This is a genomic window from Bradyrhizobium australiense (assembly GCF_013114825.1).
GTDB lineage: Bacteria > Pseudomonadota > Alphaproteobacteria > Rhizobiales > Xanthobacteraceae > Bradyrhizobium > Bradyrhizobium australiense.
Genome location: NZ_JAAVLX010000002.1, coordinates 138,818 through 165,708, shown reverse-complemented (window position 1 = coordinate 165,708; position 26,891 = coordinate 138,818). Strand labels below are relative to the sequence as shown.

33 protein-coding genes are annotated in these 26,891 nt (G+C 62.5%); 15 read left to right on the top strand and 18 right to left on the bottom strand.

From position 1 onward, the window contains the following. Window positions 1-41 precede the first annotated feature (41 nt). Both cysE and HCN58_RS04430 read left to right on the top strand, forming a co-directional pair. Entirely contained in the window at window positions 42-869 is an 828-nt protein-coding gene (cysE, locus tag HCN58_RS04435; RefSeq protein WP_171578155.1) for a serine O-acetyltransferase, read from the top strand. A gap of 107 nt (window positions 870-976) precedes the next feature. Further along, window positions 977-1,195: a DUF3126 family protein gene (locus HCN58_RS04430; RefSeq protein ID WP_025590201.1), complete on the top strand. Its 219-nt coding sequence runs from the start codon at window positions 977-979 to the stop codon at window positions 1,193-1,195. A 127-nt stretch (window positions 1,196-1,322) separates the two neighbouring features. Here HCN58_RS04430 and HCN58_RS04425 read toward each other — a convergent pair whose 3' ends face one another. Further along, entirely contained in the window at window positions 1,323-2,036 is a 714-nt protein-coding gene (locus HCN58_RS04425; protein ID WP_171578154.1) for a hypothetical protein, read from the bottom strand. 242 nt (window positions 2,037-2,278) lie between these two features. Between HCN58_RS04425 and HCN58_RS04420 the strand changes: the two genes are divergently transcribed. Next, on the top strand, window positions 2,279-2,608 hold the full coding sequence (locus HCN58_RS04420; RefSeq protein ID WP_171578153.1) for a DUF6949 family protein: 330 nt from the start codon (window positions 2,279-2,281) through the stop codon (window positions 2,606-2,608). A gap of 71 nt (window positions 2,609-2,679) precedes the next feature. Then, on the top strand, window positions 2,680-3,210 hold the full coding sequence (locus tag HCN58_RS04415; protein WP_171578152.1) for a gamma carbonic anhydrase family protein: 531 nt from the start codon (window positions 2,680-2,682) through the stop codon (window positions 3,208-3,210). An 80-nt stretch (window positions 3,211-3,290) separates the two neighbouring features. Here HCN58_RS04415 and HCN58_RS04410 read toward each other — a convergent pair whose 3' ends face one another. Beyond that, window positions 3,291-3,458 carry a hypothetical protein gene (locus HCN58_RS04410; protein ID WP_171578151.1) on the bottom strand — a complete coding sequence of 56 codons (168 nt, stop codon included), beginning with the start codon at window positions 3,456-3,458 and terminating at the stop codon, window positions 3,291-3,293. Next, window positions 3,455-3,682 (bottom strand): hypothetical protein, encoded by a 228-nt coding sequence (locus HCN58_RS04405; RefSeq protein WP_171578150.1) that lies wholly within the window; start codon window positions 3,680-3,682, stop codon window positions 3,455-3,457. The genes HCN58_RS04410 and HCN58_RS04405 overlap by 4 nt, the downstream gene beginning before the upstream one ends. Before the next feature lie 111 nt (window positions 3,683-3,793). Here HCN58_RS04405 and HCN58_RS35550 point away from each other — a divergent pair, with 111 nt between their 5' ends. The 3 genes from HCN58_RS35550 (at window position 3,794) to HCN58_RS36710 (ending at window position 5,300) form a co-directional block, all read left to right on the top strand. Further along, on the top strand, window positions 3,794-4,327 hold the full coding sequence (locus tag HCN58_RS35550; protein WP_235983369.1) for a hypothetical protein: 534 nt from the start codon (window positions 3,794-3,796) through the stop codon (window positions 4,325-4,327). A gap of 141 nt (window positions 4,328-4,468) precedes the next feature. Further along, window positions 4,469-5,062, top strand: coding sequence for a hypothetical protein (locus HCN58_RS04395; RefSeq protein ID WP_171578627.1), 594 nt, complete (start codon window positions 4,469-4,471; stop codon window positions 5,060-5,062). A gap of 103 nt (window positions 5,063-5,165) precedes the next feature. Continuing rightward, window positions 5,166-5,300 (top strand): hypothetical protein, encoded by a 135-nt coding sequence (locus HCN58_RS36710; RefSeq protein ID WP_283814530.1) that lies wholly within the window; start codon window positions 5,166-5,168, stop codon window positions 5,298-5,300. A gap of 166 nt (window positions 5,301-5,466) precedes the next feature. Here HCN58_RS36710 and HCN58_RS04390 read toward each other — a convergent pair whose 3' ends face one another. The 3 genes from HCN58_RS04390 to HCN58_RS04380 all read right to left on the bottom strand — a co-directional run bounded on the left by HCN58_RS04390 (window position 5,467) and on the right by HCN58_RS04380 (window position 8,335). Further along, window positions 5,467-6,351: a dienelactone hydrolase family protein gene (locus HCN58_RS04390; RefSeq protein ID WP_376701144.1), complete on the bottom strand. Its 885-nt coding sequence runs from the start codon at window positions 6,349-6,351 to the stop codon at window positions 5,467-5,469. 435 nt (window positions 6,352-6,786) lie between these two features. Beyond that, a complete protein-coding gene (locus HCN58_RS04385) occupies window positions 6,787-7,293 on the bottom strand; it encodes a hypothetical protein (protein WP_171578149.1) in 507 nt (168 codons plus the stop codon). 148 nt (window positions 7,294-7,441) lie between these two features. Next, window positions 7,442-8,335 carry an alpha/beta hydrolase gene (locus HCN58_RS04380; RefSeq protein WP_171578148.1) on the bottom strand — a complete coding sequence of 298 codons (894 nt, stop codon included), beginning with the start codon at window positions 8,333-8,335 and terminating at the stop codon, window positions 7,442-7,444. Between the two features lie 256 nt (window positions 8,336-8,591). Here HCN58_RS04380 and HCN58_RS04375 point away from each other — a divergent pair, with 256 nt between their 5' ends. Both HCN58_RS04375 and HCN58_RS04370 read left to right on the top strand, forming a co-directional pair. After that, window positions 8,592-9,047, top strand: a complete 456-nt coding sequence (locus HCN58_RS04375; protein ID WP_171578147.1) for an Hsp20 family protein — start codon at window positions 8,592-8,594, stop codon at window positions 9,045-9,047. 228 nt (window positions 9,048-9,275) lie between these two features. Next, window positions 9,276-9,593 carry a hypothetical protein gene (locus HCN58_RS04370; RefSeq protein WP_171578146.1) on the top strand — a complete coding sequence of 106 codons (318 nt, stop codon included), beginning with the start codon at window positions 9,276-9,278 and terminating at the stop codon, window positions 9,591-9,593. Between the two features lie 77 nt (window positions 9,594-9,670). Here HCN58_RS04370 and HCN58_RS04365 read toward each other — a convergent pair whose 3' ends face one another. Beyond that, on the bottom strand, window positions 9,671-9,883 hold the full coding sequence (locus HCN58_RS04365; protein WP_171578145.1) for a hypothetical protein: 213 nt from the start codon (window positions 9,881-9,883) through the stop codon (window positions 9,671-9,673). Between the two features lie 202 nt (window positions 9,884-10,085). Here HCN58_RS04365 and HCN58_RS04360 point away from each other — a divergent pair, with 202 nt between their 5' ends. Next, window positions 10,086-10,787, top strand: a complete 702-nt coding sequence (locus tag HCN58_RS04360; protein WP_210265868.1) for a Crp/Fnr family transcriptional regulator — start codon at window positions 10,086-10,088, stop codon at window positions 10,785-10,787. A 149-nt stretch (window positions 10,788-10,936) separates the two neighbouring features. On the opposite strand, the gene HCN58_RS04355 is transcribed toward HCN58_RS04360, so the two are convergent. Together HCN58_RS04355 and HCN58_RS04350 are read right to left on the bottom strand one after the other, a co-directional pair. Next, the gene (locus HCN58_RS04355; RefSeq protein WP_171578144.1) at window positions 10,937-11,554 is read right to left on the bottom strand and encodes a transglutaminase-like cysteine peptidase; all 618 of its coding nucleotides are present in this window, start codon (window positions 11,552-11,554) and stop codon (window positions 10,937-10,939) included. 331 nt (window positions 11,555-11,885) lie between these two features. Beyond that, complete coding sequence (locus HCN58_RS04350) at window positions 11,886-12,503, bottom strand: PilZ domain-containing protein (protein WP_171578143.1); 618 nt, start codon at window positions 12,501-12,503, stop codon at window positions 11,886-11,888. Window positions 12,504-13,075: 572 nt separating this feature from the next. Between HCN58_RS04350 and HCN58_RS04345 the strand changes: the two genes are divergently transcribed. Both HCN58_RS04345 and HCN58_RS04340 read left to right on the top strand, forming a co-directional pair. Continuing rightward, entirely contained in the window at window positions 13,076-13,849 is a 774-nt protein-coding gene (locus tag HCN58_RS04345) for an enoyl-CoA hydratase-related protein (protein ID WP_171578142.1), read from the top strand. Window positions 13,850-14,039: 190 nt separating this feature from the next. Continuing rightward, window positions 14,040-15,446 (top strand): adenylate/guanylate cyclase domain-containing protein, encoded by a 1,407-nt coding sequence (locus HCN58_RS04340; protein WP_171578141.1) that lies wholly within the window; start codon window positions 14,040-14,042, stop codon window positions 15,444-15,446. A gap of 79 nt (window positions 15,447-15,525) precedes the next feature. On the opposite strand, the gene HCN58_RS04335 is transcribed toward HCN58_RS04340, so the two are convergent. The 5 genes from HCN58_RS04335 to HCN58_RS04315 all read right to left on the bottom strand — a co-directional run bounded on the left by HCN58_RS04335 (window position 15,526) and on the right by HCN58_RS04315 (window position 19,146). Next, the gene (locus HCN58_RS04335; RefSeq protein WP_171578140.1) at window positions 15,526-16,254 is read right to left on the bottom strand and encodes an amino acid ABC transporter ATP-binding protein; all 729 of its coding nucleotides are present in this window, start codon (window positions 16,252-16,254) and stop codon (window positions 15,526-15,528) included. Next, window positions 16,241-16,891, bottom strand: a complete 651-nt coding sequence (locus tag HCN58_RS04330; protein ID WP_171578139.1) for an amino acid ABC transporter permease — start codon at window positions 16,889-16,891, stop codon at window positions 16,241-16,243. The genes HCN58_RS04335 and HCN58_RS04330 overlap by 14 nt, the downstream gene beginning before the upstream one ends. A gap of 3 nt (window positions 16,892-16,894) precedes the next feature. Next, on the bottom strand, window positions 16,895-17,557 hold the full coding sequence (locus HCN58_RS04325; RefSeq protein WP_171578138.1) for an amino acid ABC transporter permease: 663 nt from the start codon (window positions 17,555-17,557) through the stop codon (window positions 16,895-16,897). 18 nt (window positions 17,558-17,575) lie between these two features. Continuing rightward, a complete protein-coding gene (locus tag HCN58_RS04320) occupies window positions 17,576-18,355 on the bottom strand; it encodes a transporter substrate-binding domain-containing protein (RefSeq protein WP_171578137.1) in 780 nt (259 codons plus the stop codon). A gap of 236 nt (window positions 18,356-18,591) precedes the next feature. Continuing rightward, on the bottom strand, window positions 18,592-19,146 hold the full coding sequence (locus tag HCN58_RS04315) for a PAS domain-containing protein (RefSeq protein ID WP_171578136.1): 555 nt from the start codon (window positions 19,144-19,146) through the stop codon (window positions 18,592-18,594). Window positions 19,147-19,677: 531 nt separating this feature from the next. On the opposite strand from HCN58_RS04315, the gene HCN58_RS04310 reads away from it, so the two are divergent. Together HCN58_RS04310 and HCN58_RS04305 are read left to right on the top strand one after the other, a co-directional pair. After that, window positions 19,678-20,475, top strand: a complete 798-nt coding sequence (locus tag HCN58_RS04310) for a rhomboid family intramembrane serine protease (RefSeq protein ID WP_171578624.1) — start codon at window positions 19,678-19,680, stop codon at window positions 20,473-20,475. Window positions 20,476-20,664: 189 nt separating this feature from the next. Continuing rightward, the gene (locus HCN58_RS04305; RefSeq protein WP_171578135.1) at window positions 20,665-21,093 is read left to right on the top strand and encodes a CBS domain-containing protein; all 429 of its coding nucleotides are present in this window, start codon (window positions 20,665-20,667) and stop codon (window positions 21,091-21,093) included. An 86-nt stretch (window positions 21,094-21,179) separates the two neighbouring features. Here HCN58_RS04305 and HCN58_RS04300 read toward each other — a convergent pair whose 3' ends face one another. Next, complete coding sequence (locus tag HCN58_RS04300) at window positions 21,180-22,238, bottom strand: patatin-like phospholipase family protein (protein ID WP_376701143.1); 1,059 nt, start codon at window positions 22,236-22,238, stop codon at window positions 21,180-21,182. Between the two features lie 236 nt (window positions 22,239-22,474). Between HCN58_RS04300 and HCN58_RS04295 the strand changes: the two genes are divergently transcribed. Further along, a complete protein-coding gene (locus HCN58_RS04295; RefSeq protein WP_171578622.1) occupies window positions 22,475-23,545 on the top strand; it encodes an RgsD C-terminal domain-containing protein in 1,071 nt (356 codons plus the stop codon). Window positions 23,546-23,616: 71 nt separating this feature from the next. Here HCN58_RS04295 and HCN58_RS37355 read toward each other — a convergent pair whose 3' ends face one another. The 3 genes from HCN58_RS37355 to thrS all read right to left on the bottom strand — a co-directional run bounded on the left by HCN58_RS37355 (window position 23,617) and on the right by thrS (window position 26,614). Continuing rightward, window positions 23,617-23,715 carry a hypothetical protein gene (locus tag HCN58_RS37355; RefSeq protein ID WP_171578134.1) on the bottom strand — a complete coding sequence of 33 codons (99 nt, stop codon included), beginning with the start codon at window positions 23,713-23,715 and terminating at the stop codon, window positions 23,617-23,619. Between the two features lie 4 nt (window positions 23,716-23,719). After that, window positions 23,720-24,283 carry a nitroreductase family protein gene (locus tag HCN58_RS04285; protein WP_171578133.1) on the bottom strand — a complete coding sequence of 188 codons (564 nt, stop codon included), beginning with the start codon at window positions 24,281-24,283 and terminating at the stop codon, window positions 23,720-23,722. Between the two features lie 288 nt (window positions 24,284-24,571). Then, complete coding sequence (gene thrS, locus HCN58_RS04280) at window positions 24,572-26,614, bottom strand: threonine--tRNA ligase (RefSeq protein WP_171578132.1); 2,043 nt, start codon at window positions 26,612-26,614, stop codon at window positions 24,572-24,574. Window positions 26,615-26,891: the final 277 nt, after the last annotated feature.

Genomic DNA, 26,891 nt, shown 5'->3' with positions numbered 1-26,891 from the left:
GCTACAATATCAACGAAACAAACGAATTTGCGAGAGCAACCATGGCAGTCCATCAGGTCAATCCGCAAGCGTCGAAGCTCGCCGCGCTCGATCCGATCTGGGACCGGGTGCGAACCGAGGCGGAGGACATTGTCCGCCGCGAGCCGGAGCTTGCTTCCTTCATCTATTCGACCGTGCTGCATCACGACCGCCTGGAGGAATCGGTGGTGCATCGCCTCGCCGAGCGGCTTGATCATTCGGCGCTATCGGGCGATTTGATCCGGCAGACCTATGACGAGGCACTGCGCGACGAGCCCGATCTCGGCAATGCGTTCCGCGCCGACCTGGTCGCGGTCTACGACCGCGATCCCGCAACCTCGCGCTTCATTGATCCGTTGCTCTATTTCAAGGGTTTTCACGCGCTGCAGACCCATCGCCTGGCGCACTGGCTCTATCAAAAGGGCCGCAAGGATTTTGCCTATTATTTGCAGAGCCGCTCGTCGGCGGTGTTTCAGACCGACATCAATCCCGCCGCCAAGATCGGCCGCGGCATTTTCCTCGATCACGCGACCGGCTTCGTCTGCGGCGAGACTGCCGTGATCGACGACGACGTTTCGATCCTGCACGGCGTCACGCTGGGAGGCACCGGCAAGGAGAACGAGGATCGCCATCCGAAGATCAGGCGCGGCGTGCTGATCGGGGCGGGCGCCAAAATTCTCGGCAATATCGAGATCGGCCATTGCGCGCGCATTGCCGCGGGCTCGGTGGTGGTCAAGCCGGTGCCGCACAACGTCACGGTGGCCGGCGTTCCCGCGAAGATCGTCGGCGAGGCTGGCTGTGCGGAGCCGTCACGCACGATGGACCAAATGCTCGGCGCTATCGGCCTTTGATTTTCCACACTTTCTGCCAGCCGTATTTGTGAAGTTACGGCTGGTAGTCTGCGCCGTCTCGTCCTAAAAACCTCCCGGAAATTCAAAGAATCCGATTGGAGACCGCCGTGGACGTTCAGGAAGTCAGGAAGCTCGACGCCTATCTCAAGCGTGTATTCGGCAATCCCAAGATCCGCGTCGTGCCGCGGCCGAAAAAGGACGACTCCGCCGAGGTCTATATCGGAGAGGAATTCATCGGCGTGCTGTTCGTCGATGACGAGGACGATGATCGCTCGTTCCAGTTTCAGATGGCGATCCTCGAGGAAGATCTGGCCGACGTCGGCTGAGGCGCGCCGCGACGCCGTAGGGTGGGCGAAGCGAAGCGTGCCCACCAGCTGTCCTTCGTAGTGTGAGTTGTTATGGTGGGCATGGCGCTGCGCGCCTTTGCCCACCCCTGCGAACCTCGGTCGTTCACTACCGCTTCGGCCCGCGCATTTGCGCCGTCAGCCGCTCCATCGCATTCGCAACATCGCGCCATTGCGACAGCCAGCTCCGCGGAAAGCGGAACGTCAGGTCGGCGCCGTCGACGCGGCGCTCACTGAGGCACATGCCGGGCGTCTGACCGTCGCGCGAACAGCGCGCGTTGAGGCTCGGCGCGCCGGCGGAGAACAGGTCTTCGTTGGCATAGGGCGAGCCGTCGCGAAAGGCGCGCATTGTCAATCCGTCGTCAATCGGTGTTGCCCTCTGTTCGAGGTAGCGCGGATAGATCGTACGCACCCGCGTGTCCGGCGCCAACGTGTCGTGGTGGGCCGATATCGACAGGAAGATCCGGTCGATCGGCTGCACCTTCTCTTCGATCGTATCGGCGCTGACGTGCTTTGGCGCATCGGGCGGTTCAAGCGACGGAAAGACGAAACTGAGATCGACTCGCTCCTGCGGCCCGGAGTGGCGCTGGATCTTGCGGCGGATCGCTGACGTCGGCACGTTGAAGAGCGTGGCGCCGACGCTGACCGGCAACCGATCGGGCGCGCTGGCGGGCCGCACCACCCAGGTCGGCCACAGCAAATAAACGACCAAGGCAATAGCGCCTGCGGTGACGGTTACCGCGACCATGATCAGGATCATATGCGAGCGCGGGTCCCTGCGGGTGTCGCGGGCAATGTGCTGGGCCGTCGAAAGCAGGGTCATGAAGGAAGCAGCGGTCGGGTTCGAGGCTCGGGCACGATCCCGAGAGCTAGGCGAATCATCCCGCGAATATGCCATGGGCCGTTTGATTTCCGCATGATTTCGCGGGAGTTCCGGCCGCGACAGCCATGCGCAAACGGGTGCCCGGCGGCGCGCTGTTAACCCTTCCTTAAGGATGCTGTGGCGGCCGCCGGCCAATTTTGCGAAAGCAGGGCCGCGGTTTGTCGAGTTAAACGGAAGCTGTCATGTCGCCCGATGCATTGAATTCCCTGTTCGCCCTGTGCATCGGCTTTGCGTTCGCAGGCGCGCTCGCCAACGGCTATCAGGCGATGGCGGCGCGGCCGGCGGGATTCGGGCTGCTTGGGGAAGGCGTGGCGCCGAAGACATTTGCGGCCGTGCCGTTTCTGGTTTTCGCCGCACCCTTCATCATCATGCGCAACACGTTGCGCGGCGCGACGATCGAGCGCCGCCGCTTCGAATTCGTGATGATGGCGACCGTGCTTTCAGGCTTCTGGAGCATGATGTCCGGCACGTTCTTCCTGATGACGCTGCGTGCTGCGGGCGTGCTGGCCTGAGGCTGGCGGCCTGCTAGCTTGATCCTGCGCCAGCGGCTGTGCCAAGCTCTCCGCCAACGGAGGCCTTTGCTATGGCGATCTACGAACTCGACGGACAGGGGCCTGAACTCCCCGCAAATGGAAGCTATTTCATCGCAGATACCGCCGTCGTGATCGGCAAGGTGCGGCTTCTGAATTCGGCGAGCGTGTGGTTCGGCGCGGTGCTGCGCGGCGACAATGAATGGATCGAGATCGGCGAAGGCTCCAACGTGCAGGACAATTCCACCTGCCACACCGACCGCGGCTTTCCGCTGACGATCGGCAAGAACTGCACCGTCGGTCACAATGTCATCCTGCACGGCTGCACGCTCGAAGACGACGCGCTGGTCGGCATGGGCTCGATCGTGATGAACGGCGCGAAGATACGCCGCGGCAGCATTGTCGGTGCGGGATCGGTCATCACCGAAGGCAAGGAATATCCCGAATATTCCCTGATCATCGGCTCGCCCGCGCGCGTGGTGCGCACGTTGACACCGGAGCAGGTGACGGCGATGGGAAGTGCTGCGAAATTCTACACGCTCAACGGGCCGCGGTTCAAAAACGGACTGAAGAAGATCGGCTGACGACAACCCGCCGGTTCCAAAGATCCGCGCCGACGAGTTACCGCGTAACGGGTTTGCTCCGATCGAACCTTCCGGGCGGCTCAGCCACCTTCGCTTTCGTTCGCCTCGCGAGGGCCAGCGACCTTTTCATGGCCGGCGGCCCAGAGCGCATGCTCCTCGCTGCCATCCCGATAGGGATTGGCTTCCGCCGGAATGTTCTGGCGTGCGGCGCGCTGGCCTTGCTCGAAAGGATCCGGGTCGGAATTCATGATGGCAACCTTCCGGTTTTCGATCTCGTCTTCCGCGCCGTCGCGGCCTTCGAAAGCCCGGCGCTTTTCTTCAGCGCATCCTTGAGGTCGATCGGAATACCGTGTTTCTTGAGCAGGTCCGCAAAGGCTTCGTCGGCCAGTTCCTGAAATGTCGCCATCCGGTCACGTGCAAGCTGTTTGAGCTTGTCGAGCGTGTCATCGTCGAAGGCGATCAATTTGCGCAAGCGTGACCACTCCGGCCGTCGAGCGGATGTGAATGAATGATCTGGCAGGGGAATCGTTCCGGGAGGAACAAGGCCAGGGCGCTGTCGTTGCTTTCGAAAAGGAGATTTCCGATGAAGCTGATGAAGCTATCGTCTGCGGCCGCCGCAGTTGCGGCCATCACAATCCTGATATCGCCCGTCACTTCGTTTGCACAAGGCGGAGGCGGAAGCAGCGGCGGCACCGGCGGAGGCGCGAGCACCGGCGGCGCCAGCGCAGGCGGCGCGGCGAGTGGTCCTTCCGCCGGCAGCAGCACCGCCGCTGGTTCGCCGAACGCGGGCTCTGCGGGCGCGGGCACGCAAAGCGTCACCGGCGTGCCGGCGGGTCCAGCCAGTCCGGGTGGATTGAACAATTCCGGCGAAGATCCGAGCGGCGCGGCGAACTCTTCCAAGCTGGCGTCACCGCCTGCACCGGGCACAAACGCCGCCGGGACCGCGCAATCTTCGGGCGCCGGCGTCAACACCGGCAGGGGTGTAACGACAGGCTCGGGAAGATCGGCAGGATCGGGAACGAACGTGACAGGCCCGCAGACGAGCGGCGATGCTGAGATCAACGAAGAAAACAAGACGGTCGATCGCAAGATAAAGGGCATTTGCCGCGGCTGCTGATCTCCCCAATACAGTCGCGCAGAAGTGAGCAAGATTACCCAGCCAACTCCAAGACATCGTCCTAGAGTTACTCCGGGATCTGTCAGGATCCGAGCCTGAAAGCGTCGAGCGTTCGAACGCAAGATCACGGAGGGATGGGTGATGTTACGCAAAATGATGATCGCCTTGTTCGCATCCGCGTCGGTCGCCATGCTGACGCCGGACGCGGCTTTGGCGCGTAGTGGTTTTGGTGGCGGGGGTTTCCACGGCGGTGGCGGTTTCCACGGCGGCGGTGGCTTCCACGGTGGCGGCTTCCGCGGTGGCGGCTTTGGAATGGGCGGTGGCGGATTCCGTCCGGCTGCGATCGGCGGCGGCGGATTCCGTTCGGTCGCGATCGGCGGTGGCGGATTCCGTCCGGCCGCGATCGGCGGTGGCGGATTCCGTTCGGCCGCGATCGGCGCGGGTGGATTCCGCGGCGGCACCCTTGCCGTCAACGGTTTCCGCGGCGGCTTTCACCCCGGATTTAGGCATCATCGGAGATTCCCGTTTGCCGCGGCAGCGATCGGCGTCGGCTTGGGCTACGGGCTCTACGGACCATACGGCTACTACGACGATTATGATTACGGCTATCCGTATTACGCCGGCTATGGCTACGACGATCCCTATTATTACGGCGACGGTGGCTGCTACATCGTTCGGCGGAGTGTGCTTACGCCGTTTGGCTGGCGCATCCGGCGCGTGCAGGTATGCGGCTGATTCCGTCCGGCGGGGATGAATAATGGCGTCTCGGTGTTATAACACCGAGGCTCGGTTATTGATTCGCTGATACGCCGTCCGCATCGCATCGCGGATGTTGAACATGCTCACAGCACCCGAACTGACATTGCTGCTTTTGGCTGTCGTGATTGGTCTGGGATCGGTGTTCGTCTGGATGGTCTGGGAGATCGAGCAGACGATGTCCAGGCCGCATCGCAAGGGCGGTCGCATCGGATAGCAACGTCACGCACAGTCGTGTCCCGCGCAAACCTGGTGTCTGCGTGACCGTTCTTATTTGCAGGTTTCCGATAAGTTGCGCTTGTTGGTTGATGCTGGCCTTTCCTCTTGGCCGCGTCGGGTGGAGGCGGGATATTGAAGACCTGTTTCACCTCACAGATTCCAAGCTAGCTCAACACCCCGTACTTCCTGAACCAGGCTTGCATCTGGGCCCAGGCGTCCTCGGCTGCGTCCTTCCGGTAGCTCGGGCGATAGTCGGCGTGGAAGCCGTGCGGCGCGGCGGGATAGATCTTGAACTCGGCGGTCTTCTTGTTCGCCGCCAGAGCTGTTTTGAAGGCTTCCACCGTTGCAACGGGAATGCCGGTGTCGGCCTCACCGTAGAGGCCGATCACGGGCGCCTTCATGTCGCCCGCGAGCTGCGTCGGGCTCTTCGGCCACACCGGGTTCGGCGGATCGACCAACGGACCGTAGAACGCGGCGCCCGCCTTGAGCGAGCTGCTGTGGGCGGCATATTCCCAGACCGTCCGTCCGCCGCGGCAGAACCCGATGATGCCGAGCCGCGAGGTGTCGCCGCCTTGCGATTTGGCCCAGGCAACGGTGCTGTCGAGATCGGATAGTAGCTCAGCGTCCGGTTTTGAATTCACGATCGGCAATAGCTGCGGCATATCCGCGATCTTGGTCAGGTCGCCCTTACGGAAATAGTAATCCGGCGCCACCGCGAAGGCCCCGAGCTTGGCGAGGCGCCGCGTCACGTCCTTGATGTATTCGTGCAGGCCGAAAATCTCCATCGCCACCAGCACCACCGGTGGGTTGCTGACGCCGGCCGGCCGCGCGAAATAGCCGGGCATCTCGCCGTCGGAGACCTTGATCATGGCGTCACCGGCGGTAAGGCCGCTGGTATCGGTCTTGATCACGTCGGCGCGCACCGGCCCGGCTGCAAGCGTGTATCCCGCCGTCACGGCGGCCGACGCGGTCATGAAGCCGCGTCGCGAGAATGGCGCGACCTTGGTCAGCCCAATGACGTCAGATGTTGGCTGGGGTTCGGCGCTCATGGCGGCCCTCCTTTTTTTGGGAGGCGCATTCAGCTTGCAAACCGGCGCGAACGCAAATCACCTGGTTGCGAGACATCAGGCGGTTGGGCGCGCGCAGCGCAACGGCCCAAAAATCGGGCACAAAAAACAAGGCCGTCGACGCAGTATACCGTCAACGACCTTGCCAGCCCCGGATATTGAAATCGGCTCACGCCATCCGGTGAATTGCAGGATGCCCGGGATTCCCGCGGGCATTTGTGAACCAGTTCACAAAGGCGGAAAAAAGTTCCGGCAAGGCGGGCCGCAGCGGTGGAAAATACCCCATGATCCGGGCCGCGGCGAATCCACTGGTCCTATGCAACGGGCGAAATCGTCGGATTGCCGGAAGCAGGCGGTGCGGATCGCGGTAGCGTCGGCCGCAGCCGCGCCAGCCCGTCAAAACGCCGCCCGGACCAGTCAGCCGCGCGCCTTGGCGCGGCTGCGATTCGCGCTCCGGGCCGAGCGAGGCTTTGCCTTGGCCGACCGCTTGCGCGGCGCGGGAGCGGCGGACGGTTCGGAGGTCTGCGCGCTGGCAAAGGATTGCCGCAAGCCGTCGATCGCTTCCGTCAGCGTTCCGACCTGCTCGGAAAGCTTCCTGGTGTCGGCCTGCTGCGCGGTGAGAAGGCGGCGCACCGTCAGGAGCTGGTCCTGCACCACCTGCAACTGGTCGATCGATTCCTGCTGGGTCGCTTCCAGACCCTTGGTCTTCTCGACCAGTTGCTCGGACGCTTGCGCGGCGCGTGCCTGCAACAGGCGGGCCGCGGCCGCGCGATCGGTCTCGGGAGCACTGCCGGTATAGGCGCGCCATAAGCCGATAGAGCTTACTCCAAGCACGACAATGACGAGAGCCGCAGCGGCGATCGCAATCGGCTGACCGCCGAAACGCGCGATGGGGCTGGCACTCCGGGGGGCGAGTTCGATCATGCGACTCCAAATCCGGACGTGATTTCAATGTCCCCAAATAGCACAGCCGCTCTGCCGCTAAAACCCGGGATTTGCGGGGCAGGTGAGGAATTCCGGCCAAGCCTTTGGAAATCAGGCTTTTCTGGCGCGGCCAGCGAGAGCTGGGTGTTCAGTGCTGTCGGATATGCGACTGGATGAATTGCCCGGCACAGGCCAACGCGCGCCGGCCATCCTCGAGTTTAGCATTCCAGACCGGCCAAGCGTGGATCATGTGCGGCCAGATCTGCAGCGTCACATCGACAGCAGCCGCCCCCGCGGTCTCGGCGAGCCGCGTGGCGTCTGCCAGCAACGTCTCAGCCGATCCGACCTGAATCAGGGCCGGCGGAAAGCCTGTGAGATCGGCGAATAGCGGCGAGATCAGCGGACCGCGGCGGTCAACGGGGGGCGGCGCATAGGCATCCGCAAGTTCAGCGAGATACGCCCTGTGAATCAGCGGGTCGACGGCTTCCTTGGTCATGAGCGTTCCGCCCGACATCGTGAGGTCGGTCCACGGCGAGACCAGCCAGGCGCAGGCCGGCAATTCCTCGCCGGCGGCGCGCAGCCGATGGATCAGCCCGAGCGCCATGTTTCCGCCGGCGCTGTCGCCGCCGACCGCGATGCGCGCCGGCGTAATGCCTTGCGTGCGCAGGAAATGCCACGCGGTCAGCGCGTCTTCATGCGCAGCGGGATAGGGATGTTCAGGCGCGCGCCGGTAGTCGATTGCGAGGGTACGGGTGCGTGCCGCGCGGCCGGCTTCCGTCACCAGGCGGCGGTGACTGACGACCGAGCCGGAGCAATATCCGCCGCCATGGAAGTACAGCAAGGCACGCGATGTCTCGCTGCCCGGCGCAATCGACCACTCGCCGGCGACGCCGGCACAATCGACTGGCTCGCATTCCACGTCGGATGCCACCGGCCAGGTCGATCCGACTTCGTCGAGCCGCTGCCGCCGCTCCGACCATCCGACCGGTCGCGGCTTCGAACCCAGTAATGCGCGGATGGCGTTGATCTCGCTGTGAGCCAAGGTGCGTTCTCCGGCTGCGGCGGTCCATCATCGCACATCGCTCGCGCAGTGCAAAAGATCGACAGGGCATGCCAGGCCGGCGGCCCGGCTCGCCAAAAATTTTTTTCTGCACCCTTGAAACCAAATCGCGGTTTTCCAATTTTTTTGCTGCCGCCGATGGGCGGCGGTCCGGGCGCCTTTGGGGCCCGGTCCTGGGACGGGCACCGGTCGTGTCCGGTGCCGCTCGTATCCAACTTGCTCTATGGAGGATTTGGCTATGCGCACATACGATTTCACACCCCTCTGGCGTTCAACCATCGGATTCGACCGCCTTTTCGACCTCGCTGAAACCGCGCAACGCATGGGCGAGGATAACTACCCTCCTTATAACATCGAACGTCTGGGCGAAGATCGCTATCAGATCTCGCTCGCCGTCGCCGGCTTTTCGACCGATGAGATTTCGGTCACCGCCGAGCAGAACACCGTGACAATCGAGGGCCGCAAGGCCGACAAGGCCCAGCGCGAATATCTATACCAGGGCATCTCGGCGCGTCCCTTCAAGCGCCAGTTCAGCCTTGCCGATCATGTGCAGGTGAAGAGCGCGTCGTTTGAAGACGGTTTGCTGCGGATCGAGCTGTTCCGGGAGGTCCCGGAAGCGATGAAGCCGCGCCGCATCGCCATTAATGGCGTGGCGCCAAGCAATGTTCAGCAGATCGAGGCGAGGGCGGCCTAAGGCCGGCTCGCGCCTCGCGAAGGGAAAGGCTCCCGCCCGGGCATTGCGGGCGGGAGATCGTGAGGAGTTGCTCTTCTCCTTCCCGTTCTTCGCGGGGAGAAGGTCGGGACGAGGGGCTGTTGCCACGCATTCGACTCGCGGAGAGAGCCCATTACCCCGACAACCCTCCCCCGCAAGAGCGGGGCGAGGGAGAAGAATAGCACTGCTAACTTTGGGGAGGATGAACCGATGATCGATCAGACGGACAATATCTTTGACCTAAATGCCGTTCTGCATCCGGCGACCGTGTTCGACCACCCGCGCGATGTGGTCGCCGACGCCACGCTTTCGCTGAGCGAAAAGCGCGCGATCCTCGCGTCCTGGGCCTCGGATGCGGCGGCCGTGACGTCGAATCCCGCGCTGCGCGAGTTGGCGGGCACGAGGCGCTTCGTTACCATCGACGAGATTCTCGAAGCGCTTTCGATGCTCGACCACAAACCGCCCGGACCGCCCGGCGGCAAGCCGATGCGGCAAAAATCGACCTCGCGCGTGGCGCTGGCGGCGTAGTCGTCAGATCAAAACACGATGGCCCCGCGGCGGCCCACGGGCCATCGCGGCTTATTGGCGCACATTCGAAATCGCTGTCAGGCCGATTTGCGGTGCACCATCTCCGTCAGGACTCGATCCGCCACAGCCTTCAGGCCGCCTAGCGTGGTATTTCCCTTCCTGGCAGCTTGAATGAGTTTCGTGGCAATCTTTTTTCGGGTTTCGTGGTCGCCACCGTGTTTCAATCCCCTGCAGGCCTCTTCCAGAACCACATCCAGATTTGCCGCGGTACGATCGTCCACATGGATCATTTTGAGCCCTCCAAGGCGACGAAAAGGACGATTAATTGAGAGCCAGGCCGGCAATGCTGTCTGTCACCTAACAGACATATTAGGAACTTTAATTCTCGCTTTCCGCAGCCAGAGGCCTAAGGTCGTCGATTATCGGCAGGTCCATCCGGCGCCGCTGACTGAGAGTTCTTTGCGCTCCCGCCGCCCACGCAGGAGCGCAGCCATGATCAGTCCCAGCAATCTGCTTCTCGCGTCGCTGTCCCCGAGCGACCTTGCCGCGCTTGAGCCTCGGTTGAAACCAGCCAGCCTGCAGCAAATGCAAACCCTGTATGAGGCGGGCGACCCGATCAGCACCGTGTACTTTCCGACCGGCGCCATCATTTCACTGGTCGTTGCGCTATCGACCGGAGAGATCGTCGAAGCCGCCATGGTCGGACGGGACGGCGTTGTCGGTGCGTCCTCGGCGCTGGATGGAAAAATTTCCCTGAGCCGGGCGATTGTACAGCTCTCTGGCCCGTCATTGACCTGCGACGTTGGCGTGCTGAAGACTTTGGCGATGCAGAGCCAATCCTTGCTGTCGTTGCTGATCCGGCACGAGCAGGCGCTGTATGCCCAGGCCCAGCAATCGACCGCCTGCATGGCCTCGCACCATACTGATGCGAGGTTCTGCCGCTGGATGCTGCGGGCAAGGGATTTGTCAGGCAGCGACACCCTCAACTTCACCCAGGAGTTTCTCGCGGAGATGCTTGGCGTCGGGCGGACCCACGTCACGCTCGTGGCACATACGCTTCAAGCTGCCGGCATCATCAAATACACCCGCGGCAAGATCCATATCCTCGATCTGGAAGCGCTGCGGGAGGCGGCCTGCGAATGCTACGATACCGTCAACTCGAATTATCGCGCGCTGCTCGGCGGCCAATACTAGAGCAAGCTGCAAAGCCACGCGCGCTCTAGTGGGAGGCCGCTCAAAAAGGTGCGGCCAGGCTTTGGGGGAAGCCTGGCCGCGCGCGAACCGGTCTGGGACGGGGAGGGGTGGGGATGTGACCGGGTCGCGGGTTCGTAAAATCCTTCTCGTTACCGATCGCGTGACGAGGCGGTAGCGACCGCCGGGCGGCTATCACCGAGCGAGACCCACACGTTCGGGTCACTCTGCGACTGACGCTTGACGAAGCGGTAGCCGGTCTCGGTCCAGGCCAGGACGTTTTCGTTCTGGTTGTCGAGCACGAACTCGCCCTTGTCGGTCTTCACCGTCAGCACCGCATGGCCCTCGCCCTTTTTGTCGCGTACCACCGTGATCAGCAGCGCCTCGCGCGGCCATCCGGCGTCGATCAACATCTTGCGCTTCAGAAGCACATAGTCCTCGCAGTCACCGTAACCGTCCGTCGGCAACGACCACTTCTCGATCACACCCCAATGATCCATGTCGGTGATCGGCTTGATGGTCTCGTTGACCCACTTGTTGACCCGCAGCAGATCCCGCCACGCCGTCTGCGACATCACGATGTCGCGCGGCTGTGAAGCGCCGCCGCGGCATTCGCCGGCGTTTTCGGCGCAGAATTCGACCCAGCCGATCGGCGAACGCGCGGTATCACCCAGACTAGCGTAGATTGCGTCGCCGGCTTTCGCCGAGACGCTCATCCCCAACAGGATGGCGATCACCGCCAGTCCCTTCCCCTGTCCCCTGAACAACATTGTGGCCCCCGTTTCTTGTTGGGACCACGTTTCGCACAAAGGATTTGCGCTGCAGCTAAGTCAGGCAAGTACATTTGACATGAATACTAGTAAAGCTAGCGGATATTTCGATCTATATTTGAATCGAACTCGAATAAAATTTGAAACAACTGCAATTGATTCAAATTTTATGGATTAACGCCTGTGGCGCTGCAATAGCAGGAGATGCGCGGGCAAAACCGCCCCGTGTTAACCGACTTTGGCCGGTGCCGGACAGCGAAAAGGCGGCATCCGGCAACCCGGCTACCGCCTCTTGAGACTGAAAAATAAGGGATTTTTGGCGGCTGGCGCTTTACCGCGCGGTAACCGCGTCTTCGAGCGCTTCGGCGACCTGCTCGTGCACGAACTCCAGCGCAAAGCCTTCTTCGAGATTTCGCACCACGCGCGACTGCACCTTGCCGAGCATGACCAGCGACTTCAGCGGCGGGCGGTTCTCTGCGGCGATCGCAGCCCCCGACAGCGACAGGTCGATGATCCGGCAGGTCATCTTGCTGCCGTCCTCGAGCGTGAGTAGCGCAATCGGGTTGCGCGGCACGATACGGTCGTGGCGGCGGTCTTCCGGCAGGTTGAGGATGTCGCGGTTGGCGAGCCAGGTGAGCTGGGCGGCGAGCTTGTCGCGCTTGCGCGCGGTGGCGCCGACCGTCATGGCAAAGCCGTTGTCGATGATGCGGGTGATCTTGCCCTCGACGCGGCCGATATGGTCGAGATAGGCGATCACGCGGTCGCCGACATTGCCGATGCCAGGGGCCAGCAGCGCCAGTCCGCCCGGCGACATGTTAATAATCTGGCAAGGAAATTCGCGGCGATCCGGCAGCATGTAGCGGCCGAGCAAGTGAACCTTGACGCGTTGGAAGCGCCGCCGCTCCTGCGCGGACGGCACCGTGGTTGTTTTCTTTTGCGCAAACGACATCTTCGCCACCAGACAGCCGGTCCTTCGGCGTCAGCAAGACCCTAAGGCCGACAGGGTTAATGATGTGTTAGCGGTGGTTGCAGGAAGCGCTGAACATTTCGGGACGGACAATTTGGCGCGGCTGTGGCGCGATCGGCGCCTTCGGAAAGTGGCATTCGGATTGTGCTGGCGCGTTCACACACGGTGAACGGCATGTCGGAGCCGACGTCGTGCCATGACGCGCCGCAGACAGGATTGAGGCAATCGCATCACAAGCCGATTTGGCGCGATGACTTCTATTTCTACACGAGTTGATTGAGGTCCTGCTTGGTCGTGTTCAGGAGCGACTCCAACCGTTCCTGCCGGAACGGCAGTTGTTCGGAAGCGGCTTCCCAATAGGACACTGCGAGAAAAAATTACGCAGAATTACCGATCTCAAACATAGCTCACATCCAATGGGCCAAGTATCTCTGGCAACAGGGATTTCGGTCAAGTCTGCACGAGGCGATTGTGCTTCGCTGCGTTGTTTCGGTACCGTTAGGATTACCTCGCCCGGCCGGGCCGGCCAAAAGCCAGCAAACGGAGGTTGCGAAATGCCGGGAGTGAAGCGGGAACGCGACGATGGCGTCGGCGTTCTGACATTGGATGAGCCTGCGACGCTGAATGCGATGACGCCTGATCTATTGTGCGACCTTGCGACTGCCATCCGCGAGACATGCGAGGATCCGCAAGTGCGGGCGCTTGTGCTGACGGGCGCCGGCCGCGGCTTCTGTTCGGGGCAAAACCTCAAGGCGGCGCAAATATTGGGCGACGACATCGCGGCAGGGGTGATGAAATACTACTGGCCGACATTCAAGGCGCTGCGCGAATGCCGCGTGCCGGTCGTGGTGGCGGTCAACGGCGTGGCGGCAGGCGGCGGGTTCAGCCTCGCGATGGCGGGCGACATGATCGTTGCCGCGCGTTCGGCGCGCTTCATTCAGGTATTCAGCCGCATCGCGCTGGTGCCCGATCTCGGTTCGACCTGGCTGTTGCCGCGTCTCGTCGGCCGGCAGCGCGCGCTTGAATTGATGATGACCAACGAGCCTCTCACGGCCGAGCTGGCGAAAGAGTGGGGATTGGTCCGCGAAGTGTTCGACGACGCGGCGCTTCGCGACGGCGCGCTGGCGCTGGCGCGCAGCCTCGCGAACGGGCCGACGCGCGCGCTGGTCGCGACGCGCCGCCTGATCGACGAGAGCGAACACGCCACCTATGCCGATCAGTTCCGTCGCGAGATCGAGACGCAGGCGGAAATCCGCATGAGCGCGGATGCGGTGGAAGGGCGCAATGCCTTTCTGGAGAAGCGCGCGGCGCGATTCAGCGGCCGCTGATGTCCCTGGCTGATATCGTCACGATCCGTGGTTGAAGGCGTGAGGCTGAAGCAGTGTCTGGCGGAGCGAAAACATAGACAAATTGGAGGAGTGTGATGCGCTCAAGAAGGGTAAGCGTTGGGCCTGCAAGAGCATCGCGCATCCGGACGCAGCGTGGGCTGCAATCAATATTCATTGGGAGCATTGTCGCATGAGCGAAGCAGAGATCTTGTTCGCGGCCCTGCGTCAGTCGGCCGGCGAAGACGTGGTGGACATGCTCGAGCGTATGGTGCGGGATGCCCCGGACCATGCCTTGAACAAAATGAATGCGCTTGACCTCGCTGCCAAGGAAGGCCTCGCCGAGGAGCGGGTCGTCGCGGCGCTGCTGAATGCGGTGGGGCTTGGCATTTTCGAGATGACATGGAATGTCATGTGCCCGAGCTGCGCAGGTGTTCTTTCCGCCAACAAGAGCCTGAAGACCCTGGACAAGGCGCAGTATAATTGCGCTTTTTGCGCCGCCGGCTATGAGACGACGCTCGACAACCTCGTCGAGGTGACCTTCACGGTGAGCCCGCGCGTGCGCAGGATAGCGGCTCACAGCCCCGACGAATTGTCCCTGGCCGAATATTACCGTCAGGTCTTTTGGAGTTCGGCCATCGATCTTCCGGCGGATCTGGAGAAGGTGCTGGACGAAGTCACGCTTGAAAGCGTCGACTTGCCGCCGGGAGAGAGGGCCATTCTCTCCCTGCAATTACCGGCGGGCACATTGATTGTGTTCGATCCCGTGACACATACGGCGCAGTTCCTCGAAGTCAGCGGCGGGGAGGCGAACGAACGCCAGACCTTGTCCGTGATCTTCAACAAGGTACAGGTCCCGGTTGAAAACGTTGCTTTGCGTCCCGGACCACTGCGCCTGGCCCTAGAGAACCGTACCGAGAGCCGTGTGCTGCCAGCGGTATGGATGGCGAACCAGGCGCTGGACGACCTCCTCAATCGCCGCAAGCCCATTCTCACCGCGAAGCGTCTCCTCACCAATCAGACATTCCGCGACATCTACCGGACCGAAACACTTGCCGTCGGCCAACGGCTCAAGATTTTGAGCCTGACTTTCCTGTTCAGCGATCTCAAGGGCTCGACGGAGCTCTATGAGCGCGTCGGTGATCTCGTCGCCTTCGATCTCGTCGACGAGCATTTCCGGTTGCTGCAGGAGATTATCGTTTCGGAAAGGGGCGCCGTCGTGAAGACCATTGGCGACGCGGTGATGGCGACCTTTGAGACGCCTGACCGCGCCATTGCCGCAGCGATTCGCATGCGCGAGGCGATGAGTGATCTCGGCGCCCAGCGTCAACATCAGAGTTTGCGTCTGAAGATCGGCATCCATGAAGGATCATGCCTTGCGGTCACGCTCAATTCCCAGCAAGACTATTTTGGTCAGACCGTCAATGTTGCTTCGCGCGTCCAAAGTCTTGCGGCCTCGCGCTCGATCGTCGTGACGAAATCCGTGGTCGAGCACGCGCAAACTCAAGTCCTGCTGGAGTGCAACGGGCTAAAGCCAGCGCTCAGACGTGTGGCGTTGAGTGGCATCGAGGACGAGATGTCGGTCTACGAGATTTCTTGAACTCTGCGGTTCGCTGAGGTTGCAAGTCGAGTCCTGCAGAGCTCACCATATTCCCTAGGCAACGTGGGGCCCAGTTAGCTCAGCCCACCTGACCCACGAACTGCTGCAGTTCCGGCGTGCGTGGCGCCGCAAACACCTCTTTGGGCACGCCTTCTTCATGCACCTTGCCGTGATGCATGAAGACGAGCTTGGTGCCGACGTCGCGCGCAAACCGCATTTCATGCGTGACCAGGATCAGCGTCATCCCTTCGCGCGCCAATTGCTCGACCACGCGCAGCACCTCGTTGACCAGTTCCGGATCGAGCGCCGACGTGATCTCATCGCACAGCAGCACCTTCGGCCGCATCGCCAGCGAGCGGGCGATGGCGACGCGCTGCTGCTGGCCGCCGGAAAGCTCGCTCGGATAGGCATCCATCTTTTCCGACAATCCCACCTTGGCCAGCACTTCGGCGGCGGTGGCGCGGGCTTCCGCCTTCGACACCTTGTTGACCACCGTCGGCGCCAGCATGACGTTCTCGGCCGCCGTCAGATGCGGAAAAAGATTGAATTGCTGGAACACCATGCCGACATGGCGGCGCAGTTCGCGCAGGTTGGTAGCGGCGCCGGCGACCTCGATGCCGTCGGCGACAATGCTGCCGGACTGGTAGGTCTCCAGGCCGTTGATACAGCGCAGCAGCGTACTCTTGCCCGAGCCGGAGCGGCCGATGATCGCCACCACGTCGCCCTTGGCGATGTCGAGCGAGACGCCCTTCAGCACCTCGTTGGTACCAAAACTCTTCCTGACGTCACGAATGCTAACGAGCGACATTGAGGCGGCCTTCGATTTTCTTCGCCCACCAGGACAGCGGGAAACACAGGCAGAAATAGATCAGTGCGACCAGCGAGTAGACCAGGAACGGCCGGAAGGTAGCGTTGTTGAGCATGGTGCCGGCCTTGGTCAGCTCGACGAAGCCGATGATCGAGGCGAGCGCGGTGCCTTTGATGACCTGCACGGAGAAGCCCACGGTGGGCGCGACCGCAATGCGCGAGGCCTGCGGCAGGATGACGTAGCGCATCTGCTCGATGTAGCTGAGCGCGAGGCTGGAGGAAGCCTCCCACTGGCCCTTCGGGATCGCTTCGACGCAGCCGCGCCAGATCTCGGTCAGGAACGCGCTGGTCCAGAACGTCAGCGCCAGCGTCGCCGCCGCCCACGGCGAGACCTCGAAGCCGAACAGTGCGATGCCGAAGAAGAACAGGAACAGTTGCATCAAGAGCGGCGTGCCCTGGAAGAACTCAATGTAAATCTTGGTGAACCATTCCAGCGCTGCGATCTTGGAAGTGCGCATGAACAGCAGAATCAGTCCGACGATGCCGCCGCAGAAGAACGCGATCAGCGACAGCACGATCGTCCATTGGGTGGCGATCAGCAGGTTGGAGAGAATGTCCCAGAAGCTGAACTGCAGCATGGCTCACCTCGCCTTGAAGATGACGCGGCCGAGCGCACGCAGCAGTGAGCGCGTCAGTAACGCAAGGAGGAGGTAGGCCAGCGCCGCCAGCAGATAGACCTCGAAGTTGCGGAAGTTTCGCGATGCCACGAAGTTCGCGGCGTAGGTGAGGTCCTCCGCCGAGATCTGCGACACCACCGCCGAACCGAGCATGACGATGATGATCTGCGACGACAGCGCCGGATAGATTTTTCGGAACGCCTGGTTGAGCACCACATGGCGCAGCACTTCCCATTTGCTCATCGCGAGGCTGAGGCCAGCTTCGATGTGTCCTTTCGGAACCGCCTCGATGCCGGCGCGGATGATCTCGGTCGAATAGGCGCCGAGGTTGATCACCATGGCGAGGAAGGCGGCGGTGGTCTCGCTGAGCTTCAACCCGAGCGCCGGCAGGCCGAAGAAGATGAAGAACAACTGCACGATGAACGGCGTGTTGCGGATCAATTCCACGTACACCGCGACGACACGGCCAAGCCAGCCGGGGCCGAACGTGCGCGCCGCAGCGCCCGCGGTGCCGACCGCGATGCCGGCCACCGTCGACACGACCGTCAGCACGATCGTGAAGGCCAGCCCGTACAGCAGCACGTTCCAGTAGGGAAGCAGTTCGGCGAATTGCAGCTTGTAGGACACCGCGGGGGCGCTTCGCGTCTAGAAGCCGGGCGGCAACGGCGCCTTCAGCCACTTCTCCGACAGTTTGGCGATATCACCCGACGCCTTCGCCTTGGTGATGATCTCGTTGACCTTGGCGAGCAGCGCCGGCTCGTTCTTGTTGAGCCCGACATAGCAGGGACTGTCCTTGATCACGAATTTCAGCGTCGGCGCGCGGGCAGGGACCTTTTCGGCGATCGCGGCGGCGACCGTGTTGCCGGTTGCGATCAGGTCGACCTGGCCGGACACGAAGGCGGCGATAGTCGCGTTGTTGTCCTCGAAACGCTTGATGGTCGCATCTGGCGGGGCGGAGGCGGTCAGCGCCTGCTCCTCGATCGCGCCTCGGGTGGCCCCGATGGTCTTGCCCTTGAGATCGCCCGCGCTCGCAACCGCGATTTCCTTGGTGCCGAATACGCCGGAGAAGAACGGCGCATAGGCAATCGAGAAATCGATGACCTTTTCCCGCTCTTCGTTCTTGCCGAGGCTGGAGATCACGAGGTCGGCCTTGTTGGTCTGCAAATAGGGGATGCGATTGGCGCTGGTCACCGGAATGATCTCCGTCTTCACCCCAAGTTCCTTGCCGATCAGGTTGGCCATGTCGATGTCGTAGCCCTGCGGCTTGAGATCGAGCCCGGCGGAGCCGAACGGCGCAAAATCCTGCGGCACCGCGATCTTGATCACCTTGGACTTCATGATGGAATCGAGGGCGTCGGCATGGGCCTGCGTCGCCACCGCGGCAGTGGCAATTGCGGCGGCAAGCATCAGTCTCTTGAAGAGCATTCTTGGATCTCCGAGGTTACGCCGAGTAATCGCCTCCGAGACCGCTCTCGGTGCGCACAGATCGGCGGATGTGGCCCGGCTCCACGTCGCAGTCCGACCCTGCCTGATGCCTTGCGTTTAGGCAATCCTTGCAGGTGCATTTTTTGGAGGCTTGCGTGGCGCGTTTTCGAGCATGATTCACGCCACCAGGCGTTGCGCGTAAAGCTGCGCACGCGGGCTTTCGGCCGAGTCCGTCGTTATCGCAGGCCCTCATACACCATGAAGCCTCGCGCGATCGCGAGCTTGCGCAAGGCGCGCGGAACGAGCTTTTGCGGCCGGTGCAGATAGCGCCATGACGTCACATTGAAATCCCTGATGGTGCCGAGGTCTTTTTCGAAAGGCGCCAGCAACCCGGTCAGGCTGATCGGCGCATGCGCCCGGTTGTTGAATGGCAGCAGCAGCAACTCCAGATGCGCGGTCGTGCCGTCCTCCGACGTCGCGGTGATGCCGGCAATCGCCGCCAGCATTTCTTCGGCGACGTAGCTGATGATGTCCTCGATCTCGCGGCGGCTATCCGGGGTGAACAGTGCGGAGAAGCTCGTATCCTTCAGGTCGCGGCCGAGCAGGGCACAGACCCGTGTCCCGGCGACACGAAACGGATAGCCGGCGTCGTTGTCGTAGGACAGCACGAAGATGTCGCCGAGTAGCTCGCGCACCGCGCCGGGTTCGATCTCGCTACGGTCCGGTGCCCGCGCGTCGCCGCGTTTCGCATCCCAATAGGCGAAGAACTCGCGGCTCGATGGGTGTTTCATGCTTACCTTTCCCCGGCTTGCCTTGGCGGGACACATCTGTCCCGCTTTTGCGCACGCCGCCTTCCCTTCTTCGTTGTGCAGGACAGGCCGTGCAGCGTCCATGCCGGGGCCGCGATTTGGCTGCTTCCCGCGCGGCTTTGCGTTGTTAACGTTAAATTAACTATGAGATTGGCGGTGGCGCAGCGGCGTGCGTAATGTGGAACGCATCAGGCGGCGCCGGCTTATCTGTCCGGCGCGGTTGGTACACAGGTGGCGCCAAACAGTTTGGTCATCGCGCGGGGAGGGGCGGGGATGTGATCCCGGGTCCGGGGTGCGAAAAGGCCAGCAAGACAAGGGAGGACGTTCTCAGCGTCCTCCCTTTTTCTTTTGTCTTTTGTCAGCGACATCGTGTCCGGCTCTGCGTCGCAACCGCCAAGGGCGCTGCGCCGCGTCCGGAACACGGATAGAACCGATTGTGCACTTGCACAGGGCGGGCAAAGCCGCCTATCTGGCCAATACACCTTGTCGTCGCCAGCTAAGGTCCTGGACCCCTTGGAAACCCAGCCGTACTCCCATCAGGTCGAGCCGCCGGACGTCCCGCATGAGCCTATCCTGACGCTGCCGGGCGCGCTGACGGCCTATATCGCCCTGATCGCTGCAATTCATTTGCGGGTGCTGCTGCCCGTTGAGTTGGAAAACTGGACTATCGACGTCTTCGGCTTCATTCCGAAGCGCTACGACTCCACCTTGCTCAACATCACCTTTCCCGGCGGGGCCGGCGCCAAGGTATGGACCTTCGTCACCTATTCGCTGCTGCATGCCAATCTTAGCCATATCGGCTTCAACGTGTTGTGGCTGTTGCCGTTCGGCAGCGCGCTGGCGCGCCGGTTCGGTGCCGCCAGGTTCTTCGTCTTCATGGCGGTGACGGCCGCCGCGGGCGCACTGGCGCATCTTGTCACCCACGAGCATGCGATCGCGCCAATGATCGGGGCTTCGGCCTCGGTATCCGGCGCCATGGCGGCCGCCATCCGCTTTGCCTTCGTGCGGGGGAGTTTTCTTTCGTTTCACCGCGGCGATGCGGATGCCGCCGCGAAGGTTCCGGCGCTGTCGCTTGCCCGGGCGCTGCGCAACACGCGCGTGCTCGGATTTCTGGCGGTGTGGTTCGGCGTCAACATCATCTTCGGCCTCGGGGCGATTTCGATCGGCACTGAGGGCGCCAGCGTCGCCTGGCAGGCGCATATCGGCGGATTTCTCGCCGGCCTGATGTTGTTTTCGCTGTTCGATCCGGTGCCGCGTGCAACGCCACATGCCGCAGATGCTTCATCGCCGGACGAGCCTGGCCGCGTCTGATCGCCGCTTGCGGCGAGAGGCGATTTCATTCATCATCCACACAAGTTGTAACGCAAGCCAATGCCGCTGCCGTGCATGACAGCCGCGCTTGTCGACTGCGCCCGAGATGAAACCGGCGCGGAACTGTTGATTGAAGACTCGCGAACAAGTCGGGCTCTCGGGGGCGCGATACGGATTCAGGAGGCGACAATGACGGTACGTTCAATTCTCGACACCAAAGGCCATCAGATCATGAGCGTCGAGCCAGATGTAAAGCTTTCGGCCGCGATCAAGATCCTTGGCGAACGCAAGATCGGTGCCGTGCTGGTGATGAACCAAGGGCGACTTGAAGGCATCTTATCGGAGCGCGACATTGTCCGGGTGTTGGGCGAGCGCGGCGCCAGGGTTCTCGAGGAGCCGGTGAGCGCCGTCATGACGCGCAAGGTCGTGAGTTGCCGGGAGTCCGACACCGTCGCCGGGATCATGGAAATGATGACGCTCGGCAAGTTCAGGCATCTGCCCGTTATCGAGGATGGCAAAGTGGTTGGCCTGATATCGATCGGCGACATCGTCAAGCGCCGTGTCCAGGAGTATGAGGCCGAGCAGGAAGCGCTGCGCGACTACATCAAGACAGCGTGAGCTTGGTTTGACACGTTTTCTTAACGTGAACCGGTGACCTACCCTCGGATCAAGTCCGAGGGCACGCTTCGCTTGAAGGCGCTACGCTATTCCTTGTCAGGCTTTTCGAGCGCCTTCTCGGCTTCGATCGGCGGCGGCGGCGCCAGGATATGGATCGCCTCCTGGATCGAGTCGATCGCCCGCTCGGCCGCACGCACGCCATGGGCGATCAGGTCGTCGGCGCGATGAAAATCGAACCAGCCGATCTTGCCGACGCGGGGCGAAATCAGGAGGTCCGGCGGATCGCCGGCAAGCCGTGCGCGGGTGATGCGGTCCTGCATGATGTTGAAGGCATCGACCATGACCGATGAGATGCCCGGCCGTCCGCCGCCGCCGAAGAATTCACGCTTCATCGTGCGCTCGGCGGAGAAGAATTTTCCGATCCCGCGTTTCCGCGGCTCGGGTTCGGGCAGCGTTTCCGGCATTACCGATACTGAAATGCCGGCCGTCGGGCCGTGGGAATAGATCGTCGTAGCGTGCGCGAAGACGTCGCTGGAGAGATTGGCAGCGATCACGATCTCCGCGCCGAGCGCGCGCGCCGCCGACACCGGCACCGGATTGACCAGGGCGCCATCGACCAGCCAGCGGTCGCCTACCAATATCGGCGAAAATATTCCCGGCAGCGCGTAGGAGGCGCGCATTGCGTCCACCATCGGGCCATGGGTCAGCCAGATTTCGTGGCCGGTGCGCACTTCGGTCGCGACGGTGGCAAACTTCACCGGCAGATCCTCGATCAGGCTCTGGCCGAGCGCCGCCTCAAGTTGGGCCGCAAGCTTGGCGCCGCCGATCAGGCCCGAGCCGTTCAGGCGGATATCGAGATAGGAGAGGACCGTTCGCGGCTGGAGGCTGCGTGCCCATTCTTCCAGCGTGTCGAGATGTCCGGCGGCATAGGCGCCGCCGACCACGGCGCCGATCGACGTTCCCACCACGACGTTGGGCATGATTCCATGAGCCACCAGCGTCCGGACGATGCCGATATGGGCAAAGCCGCGTGCGGCGCCGCCACCAAGCGCCAGTCCGATCACCGGCCGGCGGATACTGCCGAGCCCCACTTTGTCGTGGGCATCGGTGCTTTTTTGGCCGCGGCCCATCCAGCTATCCAACACGCAAACTCTCCTGCGGCTTCAACGATATTCGCCGCGGCGCAGCCGCGCCAGAATTGTCCATTCCAATCCGGATGCATGGTTTATGCCCGGCGAATGCCCGGACTAGGCAGGGAATGTGACTGGACCACGACCGCCGGACTAACATTGGGTGCCGGTGCGGGTTCCGCTAAGCGCCGCCGGCCGAACTTCGGCCAGGAAGGCTTGAATTTGCCGCGTTTTCAGTGAAAAGCATGGCGATGATTTCGGGCGGTAACGGTATCGTTGGATACGGGCGGGACGGATCGCCTTTCTTGGCGCTGGCGCTCGCCTTGGCGCTGGTTTCGCTGCTTCCGGCTCCGGCCTCGGCCCAGATGTTCTCGGACCGGCCGCCACCCGTACCGCCGGCCGCGGTTCCGGATGTCCAGACCGGGCCCGCCATGAATCTGGCGCCGCCGTCCGGCACGGGAACGATCCCGTCGCTTCCCGCGCCGCTGACCCAGCCGACCATCGTTCAGCCGTCGCTTGCCACCGTGCCACCGGTGGTGCCGCCGCCCGGCGCCGCGACCGCAGGCCAGGCGGTGCTATCGCTGACGGCGCGCTACGGCAAGGATCTGCCGGTCATCAACGGCGGGCTGGTGTGGCGGGTATTTGCCGACAAGCCCGACGATACCGGCACGTTCAAGCTGATCCGCGAGGAGCGCGGCGCGACCCCCAACATCGTGCTCCCGCCCGGCAATTATGTCGTCCATGTGGCTCTCGGCCTGGTCAGCGCGGTGCGGGCGGTGAGCCTGAAAGCGGAGACGGACCGCGTGTCCTTCGTGCTTCCGGCCGGCGGACTGCGCATCGAAGGCCGCGTCGGCACCAGCAAGATTCCGCCGAACCAGATCTCGTTCGCGATCTACAAGGGCAGCCAGTTCGAAGGCTCCGAACGCAGCCCGCTGCTTCCGAACGTCGCCGCAGGCGACGTCGCGCTGCTGCCGGAGGGCACCTACTACATCATCTCCAACTATGGCGATGCCAATTCGGTGGTGCGCTCCGACATCCGCGTCCAGGCCAGCAAGCTGACGGACGTGACCGTCTCCCACCGCGCGGCGGTGATTACGCTGAAGCTTGTCAGCGACAGGGGCGGCGAGGCGCTCGCCAACACCGCATGGTCGGTGATCACGCCGGGCGGCGACGTCATCAAGGAATCGATCGGCGCGTTTCCGCGCGTGGTGCTGTCCGAAGGCGAATACCGGGCGATCGCCAAGAACGAAGGCAAGGTGTTCGAACGGCCCTTCAACGTCGTCAACGGCGTCGACGGCGAGGTGGAGGTCGTGGCGCGCTGAGCGCATCGCCAAATTCTTCCGTGTCCCGGGCGCGGTGCAGCCTAGGCGATGCAAAGCATCGTCCGGAATGGCTACTCCTCAGAGCCGGGACCTAGCCCCCGCATGGACCCCGGATCAGCAGCGCACCACGCCGCGAACGCGGCGCGTTGCGCAGCATCCGGGGAACGCAATCGGCTAAAACCGCGTCACGATATCCGACAGCGCCGGGCGAGGCCGGTCCTCGGCCGGCTTGGCTGGCGTACCGATATGGATGAAGCCGGCGAGTCTCTCATCCGATTTCAATCCGAGCCCGTCCAGCACGTCGCGGTCGAATGCGAACCAGCCGGTGAGCCAGTTGGCGCCATAACCGAGTGCGGTTGCCGCGGTAACGATATTCATAGCGCTGGCGCCGGCGGACAGTTCCTGCTCCCACGCCGGCACCTTGGGATGCGGCCTGGTAAAGCTCACCACCGCGATCACCAACGGCGCGTCCATCAGCCGACGCTTCTCGATCTCGATGTCGGCGGCCGGCGCGGACGGGTTCTTTTTCGCAAACACCCGCGCAATTACGTCGCCGGCCCGCGCCCGGGCGTCGCCCTCGAACACGATGAAGCGCCACGGCGTCAGCTTGCCGTGATCGGGCACCCGCGCGCCGATGGTCAGGATGGTGTCGAGCTCGCTCGCCGTGGGGCCGGGCCCGCTCATCTCGCGGGGTTTTACGGAGCGGCGGACTTTCAGAAGTTCGATGGCGTCGGGCACAAGTATCTCTTTCGTCGATCTAGTATAATTTCTACCACGCAGATAGGTGAGCTACGAAGCGCATGGAAGCCAATTTAGACCGATTGTGATAGTATAGGCTGGACGCTTATCGCCTGGGCCTTCAGCCGTGTACGGACGATCGAATCTGATGACGAGTATCGCCGAGCCCTCAAGGAAATAGGGCGATTGATGAATTCCCGGGCCAATTCACCCGAGGGCAAACGGCTCGACTGTTGGTTGCTCGGGTGGAACTATGGGAGCGGAAGCAAAATCCGCTCCGCATGTTTCTTAAACCATTCGAGCCCGCTTCACGTCCGGCGGTGTCGCCTCCTCGACGAGAGCGGCCAGCGCCTCGTCGGTCGGCATCACCTTCTGTCCGTCGCTGCCGAGCCGGCGGATTGAGACCGAATGGGTCTCGGCTTCCTTCTTGCCGACCACGAGCAGGGCCGGGATCTTCGCCAGCGAATGCTCGCGGACCTTGTAGTTGATCTTCTCGTTGCGCAGGTCGATCTCGACACGCAGGCCTGCGCGCCGCGCCGCGGCGGCAACCAGCTTGGCGTATTCGTCGCCTTCGGAGGTGATCGTCGTGACCACCACCTGGATCGGCGCCAGCCAGAGCGGAAAGTTGCCGGCAAAATGCTCGATCAGGATGCCGATGAAGCGCTCCATCGAGCCGCAGATCGCGCGATGGACCATCACCGGCGCCTTCTTCGAGCCGTCGGCATCGATGTAGAACGCGCCGAAACGTTCCGGCAGATTGAAGTCAACCTGCGTGGTGCCGCATTGCCAGTCCCGGCCGATGGCATCGCGCAGCACATATTCGAACTTCGGCCCGTAAAACGCGCCTTCGCCCGGATTGATCGCGGTCTTGATCCGGTTGCTGCCGCTGGCCTGGATTTCCGCCAGCACGGTCGCCATCACTCGCTCGGCATGATCCCACATCTCGTCGGTGCCGACGCGCTTCTCCGGCCTGGTCGAGAGTTTGACCGTCAGTTCGCCCTCGAAACCGAAATCGGCGTAGGTCGACAGAATCAAATCGTTGATCTTGAGGCACTCTTCTGCAAGCTGGGCTTCGGTGCAGAACACATGCGCGTCGTCCTGGGTGAAGCCGCGCACGCGCATCAACCCGTGCATCGCGCCTGACGCCTCATAGCGATGCACCACGCCGAATTCCGCCAGACGCAAGGGAAGGTCGCGGTAGCTTTTCAGGCCGTGCTTGAAGATCTGGACGTGGCCCGGGCAGTTCATCGGCTTGAGCGCAAACCAGCGCTTGTCTTCGGCCTCGTCGCCGGCCGACTGCGCCGCGAACATGTTTTCGCGGTACCAGTCCCAGTGGCCTGAAGTCTCCCACAATACCTTGTCGAGGATCTGCGGGGCGTTGACTTCGTCGTATTCGCCGGTCAGGCGGCGGCGCATATAGGCGATCAATTGCTGGAAGATGGTCCAACCCTTCGGGTGCCAGAACACCACGCCGGGGCCTTCCTCCTGGAAGTGGAACAGGTCGAGCTCGCGGCCGAGCTTGCGATGGTCGCGCTTCTCGGCTTCCTCGATCTGCTTCAGATAAGCGTCGAGTTCGTTCTGTTTCGCAAAGGCCGTGCCGTAAATGCGCGTCAGCATCGGATTGTTGGCGTCGCCGCGCCAATAGGCGCCCGCCACCTTCATCAGCTTGAAGGCGTTGCCGATCTTGCCGGTCGAACTCATATGCGGACCGCGGCAGAGATCGAACCAGTCGCCCTGGAAATAGATCTTGATCGGCTCGTCGCCCGGAATGGCGTCGACCAGTTCGACCTTGAAGGCCTCGCCCTTGTCGCGGAACACCTGTTTTGTCTTCTCGCGATCCCAAACTTCCTTGCTGAAAGGCTTGTCGCGCGCGATGATCTCGCGCATCCGCTTCTCGATCGCAGCGAAATCTTCCGGCGTGAACGGCTCGTTGCGGAAGAAGTCGTAATAGAAGCCGTTCTCGATCACCGGGCCGATCGTGACCTGCGTGCCCGGCCACAGCGACTGCACGGCTTCCGCCAGCACATGCGCGCAGTCGTGCCGGATCAATTCCAGCGCGCGCGGGTCCTCGCGATTAATGAGTTCAATCCTCGCATCGCAAGAAATCGGGTCGTTGAGGTCGGCGACCACGCCGTCCAGCGCCACTGCCACCGTGCGCTTGGCGAGCGACGGCGAGATGCCCTTGGCGACTTCGAGCCCGGTGACGTCCTTGGCAAATTCGCGTTTCGCGCCGTCGGGAAAGGTGAGGGTGATCTTTTGCAAGGGTTCGGCCGGTTTCAAATTGGCAAGGCCAAACTGGAATCCTGGTGAAGGCGTATTTTGGTCAGGCATCTCGGTCTCCTAAAGCTCACTCCTGCGAACGAGCGCAGGTAAGCGGGAAGCAGCGGTATAGCAGGCGATTCGACTCCTGCAATCGGGCAATATGGCCAAATAGGCCGTGATGGCAGCGGCCGCGGGGCAAGATCTAGCCGCATCGCCCGGAAAAGAAGACTACTTCGCCGTCACAGCGACGTGCGCAGGGCCGCTCAGCATCAGCGCCGTCAAATCAATAAAACTCATGACGGCGATGACAAATAATCCGGTATCGCGTCCTTTTCTTGGCGTGGCT